This is a genomic window from Ruegeria sp. CJ3 (assembly GCF_056536725.1).
This window is the reverse complement of record NZ_JBQFQE010000015.1, coordinates 18,632-33,285: the sequence shown is the minus strand read 5'-3', so window position 1 is coordinate 33,285 and position 14,654 is coordinate 18,632. Positions and strand designations below refer to the sequence as shown.

Here is a 14,654-nt window from a genome sequence, read left to right as displayed (position 1 = left end):
GTCAGTTGGGCATGCTGGTCGGGGCCAGCACGTTCTCGACGACCTCGGCAAACCATGCCGCGCCGACGGGCAGAACGTCATCATTGAAATCGTAGCGCGGATTGTGCAGCGGCACGGCCGTTTCACCGGGTTTGGTGGTGCCGATCCGGGCAAAGCAACCGGGGCGCGCTTGTGCCAAAAAGGCAAAGTCCTCGCCCCCCATCGCCGGTGGTCGCTTCATCATTACATTGTCGCTACCAACAACAGCGATGGCGGCGTCCATGCCAAAATCAGTCGGCACATCTGCGTTGATCACCGGCGGATAGCCGCGCCGGTAATCGACGGCAACCTCGGCTCCCATCGTTGCCGCCGCATTGTGGGCGACTTCGGCAATCAGCCTTTCGAATTCGTCCTGAACCTCGGGTGTCAGGCTGCGGGCGGTGCCTTGCAGTTCGGCCACTTCAGGGATCACATTGCCTGTTGTGCCCGCATGAAACTGCGTCACCGAGATCACGCCGTTTTCCAACGGATCGATGCGGCGCGAGAGGATCGTCTGCAGCGACAAGGCAATCTGCGCGCCCGCGATCAGCGGATCGACGGTATGATGCGGACGAGCGGCATGCCCGCCCTTGCCCGTGACCGTAATGTAAAACCGGTCGGACGCCGCCATTGTCGGGCCTTTGACCACGCTCATCACGCCTTCGGGCAATAATGGGTCGTTGTGTTGGCCGAACACCATGTCGGCTGGAAATTTTTCGAACAGGCCTGCATCAAGCAGGCTTTTGGCGCCAGCCAGCCCCTCCTCGGCGGGTTGAAAGATCGCATGAACGGTGCCCGAAAACCGACGCGTCTGCGACAGGTATTTCATCGCGCCAAGCAGCGTAGCGGTATGCCCGTCATGGCCACAGCCATGCATGACGCCCGGCACAGTCGAAGCCCAGGGCGAGTCACCCTGATCTTCCATCGGCAGCGCGTCCATGTCGGCGCGCAGGGCAACCGCACGGTTGCCTTCGCCCGCGCGCAGAGTTGCGACGATGCCGGTCTCGGTCAAACGTTCAAACGGGATGCCCCATTCCGTCAGTTGGCGGGCGACAAAATCCGAGGTTTCGAATTCCTTGTACCCCAGTTCGGGGTGGGCATGGAGATGTCGACGCCAGCCAGTCATTTCGTCGGCAAAGGCGGTAATTTCGGCGGGAATAGCCATAAGAAAACCTCGAGCGTTTGAAAGGCTCTGCCCTCTATCCGCGGGCGGCAGCAGAGGGCAGGTGCTGTGTTTGGGATCAGTCGTCCTGAATGGCGGCAAGCGCCTTGTTCATCCGGGCTTTTCTGATCCGCATGATGATCATGATCACCGTCAGGATCAGGATCGTCAGCGAAATCGGACGCTGGAAGATGATCCAGAGGCCGTCGTTGGCAAGCAACTGGGTCTGACGCACCGCACGCTCCATGCCGCCGCCCAGAAGCAAGGCGATCATGAAGGCCGGGATGTTGTAGTGATAACGCCGGAACAGATAGCCAAGGACGCCGAACAGAACCATGATCCATACGTCGAACAGGGACGAGTGCAGCACATACGCCGACGAGACCGAGATCATCAGGATCAGTGAATATGTGATCCGCGCAGGCACCGCCAGAATGATCCGTCCGATCATCGGGCTGAACCAGAAGCCCACGACGAAGTAGGCGACGATACAGAACAGACCGGCGCTGAACAGTGCATAGATCAGGTTGGCGTCTTCGGTAAAGACCTGCGGCCCGACGGTGATGCCATGGATCAACATCGCACCCGCCAACAAAGCCGCCTGTGTCGAGCCGGGAATCCCCAGCGTCAGCAGCGGGATCAGGTTCGCGCCCGAGGTGGCGTTGTTGGCGGCCTCTGAAGCTGCAACGCCTTTGACCTCGCCATCGCCCCATTCGTCATCGGGCTTGGCCTGCCGTCTGGCTTCGCCGAAGGACAGGAACGACGCGACCGAGGCTCCGATGCCAGGGAACATGCCGACCGAGGCTCCGATGAACATGGATCGTATGATCGTCGGCAGAACCCGCAGATAATCCGCGAGCCCGAAGGTATCGTCCGGTTTGCTGACTTCGTTCTTTTGGTTCTTTTGATCCTTGTGCGAGGTCGCGCCAAAATCCCGAACGTCAAAGCGGTGGAACACTTCGCCAACCACAAAGATGCCGATCAACGCCGGGACCAGCGGCAATCCATCCATCAGCGGCAGCTGATCAAAGGTCATGCGCAGATTGCCCGAGATCGGATCGAACCCGACTAAGGCCAGAGTAATGCCGAACAAGGTGCTGATGATGCCTTTGATCATCGATTCACCAATGATCGAAGAGATCACGACAAAGGCGAGAATATAGATCGTCACCAGCTCGGGCGGGCCGATTTTGACGGCGTAAACTGCAAGATAGGCCGCGCCAAAGATCAGCAGACACTCCGAGAAGAAATCGCCCGTTGCCGACGCCGCCGTAGCAGCGCGTAGCGCTTTGACCGGGTATCCCTTCCGCGCCAGCGGATGACCTTCGATCATGGTCGCAGCCGCGGAAGGGGTCCCGGGAGTGTTGAACAGAATTCCGGGGATCGAGCCGCCGAAATCCGATGATTTTGAGATCGTATACATCAGGATCAACGCGATCAGCGGATCCAGATAGAACGAGAAGGGCAATAGCAGGGCGACCGCGGTTGTACCGCTCAGCCCCGGCACGGCGCCGACGAGGATACCCGCAACCGAGCCGATGATGGCGACAATCACCGCACTAGGGCTGGTGATGAACGCCGACATACCTTCCAGGAATGGAGACATATTCTAGTTCCTTTTGATCGGTCTTCGGATGCGCTCAGAACGCGGCAAAGAAGTCTCGGCGCCATGTGGGCACCTTGTCGTTCAACCCAGTCGAAATCAGCGCGCCGTCCCCTTCCGTGATGCCCAGGAAGAAGAAGAACAGCAGGTATGAGAAGAGGGTGAAACACACCGCAATCGTTGCCTGCTTGCGGCCGAATTCTCCGGTAAACAGGCTGATCGCGACAAAGCCCACGATGGTCGTAGCGATGATGTATTCAGCAGCCCAGAAGATGATCGGGTAGGAGCAGCCCACCAGCGCAATCAGAACGCCGCGCCGCGTCATGAACGGCAGATAGGCATCCGGATCCTCACGCTCTTCAAGACTGGCGCGTGCGGAGGGCGACAGGACAACCACGGCCAGCAAGATGACCGACAACACGATGATGGCCAATGCAAAGGCAACTCCGCTGTCTTGTGCAATGCCAGCCAAACCACCAACCGACAGCAGATCATACGCGCCTGCCAGAAAAACAACGATCATGAAGAGACCGAACAGGATCTCGCCGTCAAGCCACTTAGGCATCTTTCCCTCCCTATTTCCGTTGACCGAAGGCAGCGTACCGCCTCCGGTCCTGATCAAGATGCTCTTACAGCGAGCCTGCGACCGCGTCGGTCGTCGGGCGCCATGCGTCCATCAGCGTTTTCATGTGCTCATGGGTTTCCGCACCATCCATGAACACGACATTCAGGTTCGCATTCTTGACTTTTTCCTGCGTCGCCGGGTCTTCGATGGCGAACTTGAACGCAGCCGTCAGTTCCTCGATCACCTCGTCGGGGGTGTCTTTGGGGGCAAGCACGAGGTAAGGCGCGGGCATTGCGACGAACTCGGTGTTCTGTTCGGCGAAGGACAGCATGTCGGGGGCCAGACCATCACGTTCTTCAGCCATAACGCCGATTGCGCTCATGGTGTCGAGGTTGGCCAGATAGTGGTGCGTGCCAACCACGCCAAAGGCCACCTGATCGCCGATGATCGCAGCACGGGCCGGGGCACCGCCTGCAAAGGGTACGTCCTGCACCTTGTCCTGCAGACCGTTGGCCAGAAGCCAGCTGGTCATCGCAACATCGGTGATCGACCCTTTGCCGGTATGGGCCCAGCGAAGCTGTTCGCCTGCCGCATCGGCGTCCAGAATGGCTTGCTTCAGATCGGCAACCGAGTTCAGGTTGCGCGCCTTGGGCGCAACAACTGCCAGGTTCGCCACGGCAACATGCGCAACCGGTTTGAAGTCGTTCAGGACGTCAACTCCGGTCTCTTTGACCATCGTTGCGATCATGGCCGAGCCCGAGATCATCACGACGGTCTGGCCATCCGGCTTCGACGGCTTGGTGAATTTCAGACCAATCAGCTGGCCTGCGCCCGGGCGGTTTGCCACGACGATGGGCTGATTATCCAGTGCCTCGGTCAAAGCCGGAGCGAAGATGCGGGACAGTGTATCAAGCCCGCCGCCGGGTTTTGCGCCCACAACGATCGTGACCGGCCCGTTCGGGAAGTTGTCGGCAGCTGTTGCAGCACCGGCCATAGCGGCCAGCGCGATCGTCGCGCTTGCCGCTACGCTTTTGAGTGTTCTGTACATGGTGTTCTCCCTTGATTGGTATGCGCAGAATTGAGGTTGAAGTAAGCATCCACAAAGCGGGTGAGCTTATGCAGAATGTCGTCGAAGAAGATCTTGCCTGCCTCGGCACTGAACGGCACGTTTTCACCGTTGATTTTTGCGTCTTCGCTGATGTCCTCAGCATAAACGGGTAGGTTTATGTCGAGATCCTCGAACTTGCCCTGATGCAGGGAAACAAGGGGGATCCCGTTCATCTCGCCCTTGCCCTCACGATACACGTCCTGCTGCTGCGGGCAGTCATCGGGGAACAGATAGCGGCTGAGCGAGCCCATCGGCTCGGTCCCGTGGCCTTTGGCGCGAATACCGAGTTCGGGCTGCGCACGGTTCCACACATCATCGTCGAACTTGCCCCAGACATTAACCGACGGAATGATGATGCCGTGCTTGGCGCGTGCCAGACGAAGCTGATTGGCGATGATCCCGGAATTGCCGCCATGCCCGTTCAGGACGAGGATATTCCGAACCCCGTCCCGAATGAGGCCGTCCACGATCTCGGAAAATACGGCGGCAAATGTCTCAGCCGACAGGGCGATGCCGGCGGGGGCGTTCTGAAAATAGGTGGCATGGCCAAACGGCAGCGTCGGCACGGTGATGCAACCTGTCGCCTCGGCCAGACGCTTGGCCAGCTCATCGACCAACCGGTAATCCCCCATGGGCGTGTAGCAGCCGTGCGGTTCGGTCGAACCGACCGGGATCAGGAAGGGCTTGTCGGCGGCGACGGCTGCGCGTGCGTTCAGAATGGTGGTTGCTGCAAGATCGGTCATTGCGCGGTCTCCACGTTCACGGCGTATTGCGCCACCAGATCATCCGCCCCGGACAAAGCACCCAAAGTGGCCCCGGCCTTCATGTCGGCACGGCGCTGAGTGCTCGTGTTCTCTTTCGCCGCCGCTGCTTTGGCTAGCTCTGAGGCTTCGGCGCAGGGAATGCAGATCACTCCGCTATCGTCTGCCATGATCAGATCCCCCGCGTGAACCACGACGCCACCGCAGTTGACGGGCAGGTTCAGGCTGCCAGCGGGGCCGGTCCGACGCGTGGTGATGGGCGAAACGCCATCGGACCACACGGGAAGATCATGCTCGCGAATTTCGTCGGGATCGCAAATCGGGCCATCGACAATCGCACCCGCCGCGCCCGCCTGCACCAGCCCATAGGCTACATTGCCGCCAAGGCAGGCCAGACGGGTGTCCCCTGCCCGGTCGATCACAACGACATCACCGGGCCGCACGCGCCCAGACGCATAGTGCAAAAGAGTGGAATCCGGCGTGGGCAGTCGCAGCGTCACGGCTGTTCCCATGATGCGTTTGTCGGACTGGCGCGGCGTGATGCGACGATGATCGAGAAAGCCGGTCCAGGTCAGGTGACCGACCGTTGCGACCGAAACGCCGGATAACATCGACAAGATTTCGCCGTCAATCTGGTCCGGCATGGGGGCTATGTCGTAGTGCTCAGGCATATGTTCGAACATTTCTATTATTTCGATGATCGACTGATTTGTAGCAGGATTGGAATTATCGGTCAATAATTTCAAATTCGACTATTTTCTGATGCCCGATCGCATGCTAAACACTAGGAATGCGCACAGATATTTTGCCCACCTCAGCGACCTCGACCGCCAAAGAACCCATCACGAACCGAATCTATGATTCGATTCTCGAGGACATCCGCTCTGGAAAGCTTGAGCCGGGCCAAAAGCTGAAAGTGCGTGAGCTGACATCCGAATATGGCGGCAGCACCGGATCATGCCGGGAGGTCCTGAACCGGCTTGCGGGCGAGCGTTTTGTGCAAACCAAAGGCATGACCGGGTTCAGCGTCCGCGATCTGTCCGCCGAAGATCTGGTCGAGGTGCTCGATCTACGGGACCAGCTGGAATCGCAGGCCTTCGTTCAGGCGATCCAGCATGGGGATACCGAGTGGGAAGAACGCATGGTTCTGGCGTTCCACAGACTTGAGCGCGAGCGCGCCCGAGAAGGAACCTCGCTGATCGAACGGGAATACTACCATCGGGAATTTCATCTGGCTCTGATCGGAGCCCATACATCCGAATGGCATCAGTTCTTTATCAGGACACTAAGCCTGCATTCCGAGCGATATCGCCGGATTCTTCTGCCAAAGAGGATATTCGAACCCGACTACGTGCGCGTGGTCGATGAAGAACATGAGCAGATCATGCGCCTCGCGCTGGAACGCCAAGCTGAAGAAGCGGCGGATTTGCTAGCGAAACATCGCTCAAGATCACGGACCGATCTGCTTGTTGCACTGGAAGGTCGCTAACCGCGAATCTGATTTCGCCCATATCCCCGCATAAAGTGAAGCTGAAGACATGACTCTGCCCCGGATTGCCCTGATCCATTTCCATCTGGAAAGCAATCGCGCCGCGCCGATCACCGCACGCACGGATTTTGCCGCCCAACGTCTGGCCATCGGAGAAGACTTCGCTCGCGACCTCAAGGACAAACCGTCCCTCGCCTCGGCGGGCATCAGAGGGTTCCGAGAGGATTTCGGGCCGTTTGACCCCGTGCCAGTCTTTGCGGCTTTCGCAGGTGCTGGCGGCATGATGGACGGCCCGTTTTTCGATGAACTATTGCAAGTGGTGCGTGACCAGCTTCCGGCTGATGTGGACGGTGTCTATCTGGATGCGCACGGAGCCTGCATCGCAACCAATGACGAAGACCCCGACGGGACGCTGATCTCCTTAGTCCGCGAAATTGTCGGGCCGGTTGTCCCGCTGGTGGTCACGCTGGATCTACACGCCCATGTCAGCCCGGCCATGATCAAAGGTGCGGACTTTATCGCCGCATATCGAACCAATCCTCATGTGGATCAGTTCGAACGGGGACAGGAAGCCGCCGGTGCGATGAAACGGCTTCTGAACGGAGAAAAGACAGGCCGTGCCTTGGTCCGCCTGCCCTTTATTCCGCCGTCAACCACGCAGGATACGACTGGTGGACCATATGGGCGGCTGATGACAGAGGCGGTGGCGCAGGCGGTCGACCCGATCTGGAACGTGTCGTTATGCGCAGGCTTTTCCGTCGGGGATTCTTCGAAAGCCGGAGTGAATGTCACGGTCACGGCGGATACCTCTGCGGTCGCGCTGAAAACCGCGCGCGCAATCGGTCAGGCGTTTTGGGACGCGCGTCATGAGTTCCGGATCAACCTGACCTCGATCGACGATTCCGTTCGCCTGATGTCGGATAGGGGGACCGCTCGGATATATGCAGACGTGGCAGATAACCCGGGCGGCGGAGGACGTGGCAACACGCTCGCCATTCTCCGCGCCATGCTCGACGCAGGGGTCGGAAACGCTCTGGTCGGAATGCTATTTGACCCCGAGCTCGCCGCCGAGGCTGCGGAACATGGCGAGGGCGCAAGTTTTCAAGCCCGGTTCAACCGATCCGAACCCAACGCGCAATCGGGCCATCTGACAGCTGACGTCGACGTTGTGAAACTGGCCGATGGCCCGGTCGATTGCAGGCGTGGCCTGTATGCTGGCGGGCGGCAAGACCTTGGTCGATGCGCCCTTCTGCGGTGCCAAGGCGTGCTGATCATGGTCACAAGCATTCGCCGCCAATTGTGTGAACCTGCCTTCGTCGAGCGTTTCGGGCTGAACATCGCTGATTTCAGCACTATCGTGGTAAAATCCCGCGGCCACTTTCGGGCCGGGTTCGACGAATTTTTCACGCCTGACCGTGTCATAGAAATCGACGGCCCCGGCCTGACGTCCCCCGAACTGTCCCGAATAGACTTCAAGAAAACCCCCCGCCCGATCTACCCGATTGACGCAAGCGTCGACTGGGCAGCCAAAGGCGAAGGTTACGTTGCGGGTCATTCGCCATAGATCGCCCAAGCGTCGGATCGGGATGACTTTGGGCAGCTCTGGCGGGCGATCTGATAGCGGATGGCAGGGTGCTGAACATTCAACGCATCGGCGGCCCGAGTGAAGCTCCCCAGAACATAGATTTCTTCGAAAGCGCTAAGACCTTTCAGCGTTGGCGTGCTTCGTAACACTAAAAATTCCATACCCCTTCAAGATTTTCGCGCATTTTGCAGATGATACGTTCGAGTTAGACAACACCAGATCAGAAATTAATCAGGCAGGGTCATGGCAATGCACCATTGACGATCCTGATATGACCGAGACATGCTCGACCAGACAGTGGCTGGTTTGTAGGGGATCATATCGAGTACCGGTTTTTCCACTGGGCTTTCTGGCTGAAAATTCCGCGCCACCAAATGGGCCGATGAGCCAAGAAACTATGATCTGGTCATTTTGGGAGGAAGGCCATGCAATCAAACTACGATGCGCTGACGCAAAACGCAGCCAACTTCGTACAGCTTTCGCCGTTGTCGTTCCTGTCCCGGGCCAATTCGCTTCATGGCGACCGCGTGGCGGTTATCTACGGAGACCTGCGCCGAAGCTGGGCCGAGCTTGGGACGCGCGCCCGGTCCATCGCCAGCGGTCTCAGCGCACTGGGGCTGGCCAAGGGCGATACGGTTTCAGTGCTCTGCCCCAACATCCCCGAATTGTTCGAACTGCATTTTGCGGTGCCCCTGTCGGGCGCCGTTCTGAATACTCTGAACACCCGCCTCGAGCCGGAAACGATCGCCTACATTCTGGATCACGCGGATACAAAGCTGGTGATCGTTGATCGCGAGTTTGTCCCGTTGCTGTCGCAGGCCTTCCAGCGACTGGGCCGGTCCATCCCCGTGGTCGAAATCAACGACCCAAACGCACCCGCCTCGGAAACGCTGGGCGGACGGGATTACGAAGAACTGGCAGCGTCGGCCGTCGACCCGAACCTTTGCGACGCACCGGCCAGCGAATGGGATGCCATTGCGCTGAATTATACCTCTGGCACATCGGGCTGCCCGAAAGGCGTGGTCTATCACCATCGCGGCGCGTACCTCATGGCGTTGGGGACCGTAGCAGCCTGGGAGATGCCTCATTACCCGGTCTACCTGTCTGTGGTTCCCATGTTCCACTGCAACGGCTGGGGCCATCCCTGGATGATGGCAATTCTGGGTGGCACCAAGGTTTTCACCCGCACCCCGGCAGCGGACAAGGTTCTGGATGCCATCCGCACTCATGGCGTTACGCATCTGGGCGCTGCACCGATCGTGTTGCAGATGGTCGCCGAACACGAAAAGGCGGGAACGGCTCCGTTCGACCCGGCGATCCGGGTTCTGACCGCCGGTGCGCCCCCGCCCCCGTCGGTTCTGGAAAAGACCAGAGCGATGGGCCTTGATGTCATGCAGGTTTACGGCCTGACCGAAACCTACGGCCATATCTCGCAATGCCTCTGGCAAGACGAATGGGACGAGAAACACCCGACCGAGCAGGCTCAACTGCAGGCCCAGCAAGGCATCGCCTTTCCCATGGTCGAAGATGTCACCGTTCTGGACAGCGAAACCGGGCAGGAAGTCCCGCGTGACGGCGAAACGCAGGGCGAGATCGCCATTCGCGGCAACACCGTGATGAAGGGGTATTACAAAGATCCCGCGGCGACTCAAAAGGCCTTTGAGGGTGGGTGGTTCTGGTCCGGTGACGCCGCTGTCGTGCAGCCGGATGGCTATATCCAGATCCGAGACCGCCTGAAGGATGTGATTATCTCGGGCGGTGAAAATATCTCGTCGGTCGAGGTCGAGGCGGTGCTGTATCGTCACCCCGCCGTTCAGGGGGCAGCTGTCGTCGCCAAGCCCGATCCCAAATGGGGCGAGGTGCCCTGTGCTTTCGTCGAACTGCGGCCCGATCATAACGCCACCGAGGCAGAGATCATCAGCTTTTGCCGCGGCAGTTTGGCCGGGTTCAAGGCGCCGAAGGCGGTTGTCTTTACTGACCTGCCAAGAACCTCGACCGGCAAAATCCAGAAATTTCAACTGCGCGATATCGCAAAATCCGCAAAGGAGTAGACCCGCCCAGTCACACCAACAAAACAAACCGCCGAGCCGAAGAAACCAAAGGGCAGCAGGTCGGGCGGATGGTATTTGGGCACAGGGTCCCAGGGTGATGCAGGTCCTTTTTCCGAAACCTCTATTCAGACCAGTCGATGTGCAGCTCTTCGCGGAAGGCGAACCGCACCAGATGCGCTTCGATCACGTCTTTCCAACCTGCCAAGTCACCTCGGGGACCGGTCGTGGCGGTCAGTGTCAGCTTGGCACCGTCCGCGGCAAGGGTGACCCGGTTCCCGCTGGGAAAGGATACGCTGCCTTTCGTCTCATCAAACTCGACCTCGGCCTTATGGGACCAGTGTTTGCACAGCTGCTGTAGGTACTTACCGGCCGCAGCGGTCGTGGCGACACCCGAAACGGTCTGATCCGGCAATAGATCAAGCCCTGCCTTGGCGGCGTTGCGCATCGCTGTTGCAAAAAGCGTGACGTCGATATCCGTGGCCACAAAGCTGGCCCCCAGATCCAGACATTTGCGCTGCATTGCCGGATCAAGCGCCAAGATGCCCGCAGCCTTGCCCGCAGCGACGATACGGGTCAAGGCGTCCAACACGGCTGCGATCACGTCGGGGTGACCCGCGTCACCAAGATGGCCCATGTCGGCGGCCAGATCGGCCGGGCCGATAAACACACCATCCACATCCGTGGTCAGAATGTCGTCCAGCGCGGCCATACCCTTTTTGTTTTCCACCTGCACCAACAGGCAAATCTGGTCATCTGCAGTTTGCAGGTAATCGGGAATGGCGGCAAAGCGCGAGGCCCGCGCCAAAGCAGATCCCACCCCCCGAACGCCAGCCGGTGGATAGCGCACCGCCCGCACCAGATCACGCGCCTGGTCGCCGCTTTCGACCATCGGCACCAGAAGGTTCTGCACGCCTGCGTCCAGATATTGCTTGATCATCCAGGTCTCGCCAATCGGCAGGCGCGCAACTGGCGCACTGCCCGACCCTTCGATCACCCGCACCTGTTCAAGGATCGAACGCAGATCGTTCGGCGCATGTTCACCATCGACCAGCAACCAGTCGAACTGAGCCGTTGCCGCGATCTCGGCCGAATAGGCGCTGGCCAACCCGACCCAGCACCCGATCTGAGGGCGTCCGGCCCCAAGGGCAGCCTTAAACTCATTCTTTGGCGCTGGCATATCCCCTCTCCTCTCAGGCGAAATTGATATCGACCGAGCCGAATGGCCCGAAATCGGCGTGAATCTTGGTGCCCGCCGGGCACTCGACCGGGCGGATGAAACTGCCGGACAGGATGATCTGCCCCGGCTCGATGCTCTGACCGTATTGCGCCATGCGTCGGGCCAGCCAGACCACACTTTCGACCGGGTCGTTCAGCACCCCGGCCCCAAGCCCGGTTTCCTCGATCTCATCATTGCGGAAGGTCAGCGCGCCGACCCAGCGCAGGTCAAAGCTACTCAAGGCGTGGCGTTCGGCCCCAAGAACAATGCCTGCATTGGCCGCGTTGTCGCTGATCGTATCAAACACCGTGCGCGCCTTGCCGGACCCGGGATCGACCCGCTGAATGCGTGTGTCGAGGATTTCGATGGACGGCGCAACGTAATCCGTGGCGGCGATGATATCATCCCGGCTTACGTTCTCGCCCCCCACCGCGGATTTCATGACAAAGGCGATCTCGGCCTCGATCCGCGGCTGGATGAAGCGGCCCGCCGGGACGGTTTCGCCGTTTTCGAACGCCATGTCGTCGAACAGGATGCCGCTGTCGGGAATGTCGATGTTCAGCGCATATTGCATGGCCTTCGAGGTCAGGCCGATCTTCCAGCCGATCACCTTGCGCCCCTCGGCCAGTTTCTGGCGATAGATGGCGTTCTGCACCTCATAGGCATCGTCCATCCCCATCTCGGGATGCCGCAGGGTCAGCAGGCCGATCTGCTTACCCGTGCGCTCAGCCTGCAATAGATCAGCGGCGGCGCGGGCGTGATCTTCGGGCGTCATGGACGCTCATCCTCGACCGTGTTGCGCAGCGTGCCGATCCCGTCGACCGACACCTCGACCACATCACCCGGTGCCAGATATTTCGGAGGATCAAACCGCGCCCCTGCCCCGGTGGGCGTACCCGTCACGATGATGTCGCCCGGCTGCAGGGTCATGAAGGTCGAGATATATTCGATCTCGCGCCGGATCGGGAACATCATGCGGTTCAGCGTGTCGTCCTGCCGCAATTCACCGTTCACCCGGGTCTGGATACGGGCCTCATCCAGCTGCGCGGCGTCGGTGAAGGGCACCAGCCACGGCCCTATGGCACCGGAATTGTCCCAGTTCTTACCCTGAGTGACATTGAACTTTGCGTGACGCACCCAGTCGCGGATCGTGCCTTCGTTACACAGAGTCAGCGCCGCGATGTGATCATAGGCATCTACCTGCGAAATGCGGCGTCCGGCCTTGCCGATCACGATGGCCACCTCGCCTTCGTAATCCAGCGTGTGGTTCTCGGGCGGACGGATCAGGGGGCGGTCATGGCCGGTGAAGCCGCTGGCAAAGCGCGGGAACAGAGACATATATTTCGGCTGCGCGCTGCCATCTTTGTATTCCGCGTTGCGGTCGGGAAAGTTGACGCCCACGCAGAGGATACGGCGCGCGTCGGGCATCACCATGTCATAGGCGAAATCCCGGTGCGTCACCGCGCGGCCCTCGGCGGCTTTGGCCAGTTGATCGAAGGCACCGTCCGCGATTACGTCGTACAGGCTGGCATGATCCGGAAACGCATCGTTCAGGGCAATAGCGCCGGCCTCGGTGATGGCCCCGAAAAACTGACGACCCTCGGCCGAGAAAGTTGCGAACTTCATGACAATGTCTCCCAAATCTCGCGAATGACATCGGCGGCCATCAGCACGTCTTGCCGGGTGGTGTCGAACTGGCCGACCTGAAAGCGGATGATCTTGCGACCATCGAACATACCTTGCGTCAGGTAGATGCGGCCATCATCGTTCAGCGCGTCCACCAAACGCTGCTGCATGGCGTCGTCACCGGGGCAGCGGAAGGAAAACAGGCTGAGGATCGGTCCGGTCGTGATCTCGAACCCCTCGATCGCTCCGATCTGCTCGGCCAGTTCATTGGCCCAGGCGACGTGGTTGCGGATGCGTTCGCGCAGGCCATCCAGCCCGTATGAGCGCAACAGGAACCAGATCTTCAGCGCCCGGAACCGCCGCCCCAGCGGGATGGTCCATTCCGAGTAGTTGGTCACCTCGGCCCCGGTGGTCTTGAGGTATTCCGGCTCGATCTTCAGCGTGTTCAGCTGCGGCGTGGCATCGCGCAGGAACTGGATGGCGCAGTCGAACTGCGCGCCCATCCATTTATGCGGGTTGAAGACGATGCTGTCATAGCGGTCGGCCTGCACCCACAACGCCGCGCGGAATTCCGGACAAATCATCGCCGACCCGGCCCAGGCCGCATCGAGATGAGTGTAAAGATCGAAGGCCTGCGCGATATCCGCAACCGCCGCCAGAGCATCACAGGCCCCCACGCCGGTGCCGCCGGTGATGGCGACGATCCCCGCAGGGATATGACCGGCGGCAAGATCGGCGCGGATCGCGGCCTCGAGCGCATCGGTGTCCATCGCATAGGTTGGCCCCCGCGTCGGCAGCTTGACCAGATTGTCCTGACCGATCCCGGCAACCCAGCAGGCGCGGTCAATCGACGAATGCACCTGATCGGAACAATAGATCCGTAGCGCACCCTTGGCGTTCAGCCCCTGCCGGTTGCCGGTATAGCCCGTGGCGCGTTCCCGCATGGTCAGCACCGCCGACAGGGTGGCCGAAGACGCGCTGTCCTGAATGACCCCGGTCATGCCGTCGGGCAGGCCAAGCGCCTGCCGCAGCCAGTCGACCATGACGCCTTCAACCTCGGTCGCGGCGGGCGAGGTCTGCCACAGCATGCATTGCGCCGCGATTGTGGTCACCAGCATCTCGGCCAGCATCGACGGCGGCGCGGCATTGGCCGGGAAATAGGCAAAGAAACGCGGGTGCTGCCAATGGGTCATCCCCGGCATCACGATGCGTTCGAAATCGCCCATGATCGCCTCCATCGGCTCGCCCGCCTCGGGCGGCACGGCCTCAAGCTGTGCGGCGATCTCGCCGGGCGCGGTCTGTGCCCGAACCGGACGATCCGGCAGAGTGCGGTGATAATCGGCGGCCCATCTGGCGATGTGCTGCCCCCAATGCGAAAACGCGTCCCAATCCATGCGTTAGCCTTCCACTGCCGCAGAAACACCCATCCTTCGGGCCCCGGAGCCGGGGGTGCAGATGTATGTATCCGTC

14 protein-coding genes are annotated in these 14,654 nt (G+C 60.1%); 3 read left to right on the top strand and 11 right to left on the bottom strand.

The annotated features are described in order from the left end of the window. Position 1 precedes the first annotated feature (1 nt). The 6 genes from ACR0J1_RS19070 to ACR0J1_RS19045 form a co-directional block, all read right to left on the bottom strand. Positions 2-1,183, bottom strand: a complete 1,182-nt coding sequence (locus ACR0J1_RS19070) for a M20 aminoacylase family protein (RefSeq protein WP_480734249.1) — start codon at positions 1,181-1,183, stop codon at positions 2-4. Between the two features lie 76 nt (positions 1,184-1,259). Then, entirely contained in the window at positions 1,260-2,786 is a 1,527-nt protein-coding gene (locus ACR0J1_RS19065) for a tripartite tricarboxylate transporter permease (RefSeq protein ID WP_480734248.1), read from the bottom strand. A gap of 34 nt (positions 2,787-2,820) precedes the next feature. Further along, positions 2,821-3,348, bottom strand: coding sequence for a hypothetical protein (locus ACR0J1_RS19060; protein WP_480734247.1), 528 nt, complete (start codon positions 3,346-3,348; stop codon positions 2,821-2,823). 64 nt (positions 3,349-3,412) lie between these two features. Then, positions 3,413-4,396, bottom strand: coding sequence for a tripartite tricarboxylate transporter substrate binding protein (locus ACR0J1_RS19055; protein ID WP_480734246.1), 984 nt, complete (start codon positions 4,394-4,396; stop codon positions 3,413-3,415). Next, positions 4,372-5,199, bottom strand: coding sequence for a creatininase family protein (locus ACR0J1_RS19050; RefSeq protein ID WP_480734245.1), 828 nt, complete (start codon positions 5,197-5,199; stop codon positions 4,372-4,374). The genes ACR0J1_RS19055 and ACR0J1_RS19050 overlap by 25 nt, the downstream gene beginning before the upstream one ends. Beyond that, complete coding sequence (locus ACR0J1_RS19045) at positions 5,196-5,861, bottom strand: RraA family protein (protein WP_480734563.1); 666 nt, start codon at positions 5,859-5,861, stop codon at positions 5,196-5,198. Before ACR0J1_RS19045 ends, ACR0J1_RS19050 begins: the two co-directional genes overlap by 4 nt. A gap of 146 nt (positions 5,862-6,007) precedes the next feature. Here ACR0J1_RS19045 and ACR0J1_RS19040 point away from each other — a divergent pair, with 146 nt between their 5' ends. Both ACR0J1_RS19040 and ACR0J1_RS19035 read left to right on the top strand, forming a co-directional pair. After that, positions 6,008-6,706, top strand: coding sequence for a GntR family transcriptional regulator (locus ACR0J1_RS19040; protein WP_480734243.1), 699 nt, complete (start codon positions 6,008-6,010; stop codon positions 6,704-6,706). A 49-nt stretch (positions 6,707-6,755) separates the two neighbouring features. Then, on the top strand, positions 6,756-8,270 hold the full coding sequence (locus ACR0J1_RS19035) for a M81 family metallopeptidase (protein ID WP_480734242.1): 1,515 nt from the start codon (positions 6,756-6,758) through the stop codon (positions 8,268-8,270). Here ACR0J1_RS19035 and ACR0J1_RS19030 read toward each other — a convergent pair. Beyond that, a complete protein-coding gene (locus ACR0J1_RS19030) occupies positions 8,258-8,452 on the bottom strand; it encodes a helix-turn-helix domain-containing protein (protein ID WP_480734241.1) in 195 nt (64 codons plus the stop codon). The two genes, ACR0J1_RS19035 and ACR0J1_RS19030, sit on opposite strands and share 13 nt — an antisense overlap. A 264-nt stretch (positions 8,453-8,716) precedes the next feature. On the opposite strand from ACR0J1_RS19030, the gene ACR0J1_RS19025 reads away from it, so the two are divergent. After that, complete coding sequence (locus tag ACR0J1_RS19025; protein WP_480734240.1) at positions 8,717-10,342, top strand: AMP-binding protein; 1,626 nt, start codon at positions 8,717-8,719, stop codon at positions 10,340-10,342. A 121-nt stretch (positions 10,343-10,463) separates the two neighbouring features. Here ACR0J1_RS19025 and ACR0J1_RS19020 read toward each other — a convergent pair whose 3' ends face one another. The 4 genes from ACR0J1_RS19020 to ACR0J1_RS19005 are packed head-to-tail and all read right to left on the bottom strand — an operon-like array spanning position 10,464 to position 14,578. Next, positions 10,464-11,519: an aldolase/citrate lyase family protein gene (locus ACR0J1_RS19020; protein ID WP_480734239.1), complete on the bottom strand. Its 1,056-nt coding sequence runs from the start codon at positions 11,517-11,519 to the stop codon at positions 10,464-10,466. Between the two features lie 13 nt (positions 11,520-11,532). Continuing rightward, the gene (hpaH, locus tag ACR0J1_RS19015; RefSeq protein WP_480734238.1) at positions 11,533-12,333 is read right to left on the bottom strand and encodes a 2-oxo-hept-4-ene-1,7-dioate hydratase; all 801 of its coding nucleotides are present in this window, start codon (positions 12,331-12,333) and stop codon (positions 11,533-11,535) included. Then, positions 12,330-13,184: a fumarylacetoacetate hydrolase family protein gene (locus tag ACR0J1_RS19010; RefSeq protein ID WP_480734237.1), complete on the bottom strand. Its 855-nt coding sequence runs from the start codon at positions 13,182-13,184 to the stop codon at positions 12,330-12,332. The genes hpaH and ACR0J1_RS19010 overlap by 4 nt, the downstream gene beginning before the upstream one ends. Further along, positions 13,181-14,578, bottom strand: coding sequence for a pyridoxal phosphate-dependent decarboxylase family protein (locus ACR0J1_RS19005; RefSeq protein ID WP_480734236.1), 1,398 nt, complete (start codon positions 14,576-14,578; stop codon positions 13,181-13,183). The genes ACR0J1_RS19010 and ACR0J1_RS19005 overlap by 4 nt, the downstream gene beginning before the upstream one ends. Positions 14,579-14,654: the final 76 nt, after the last annotated feature.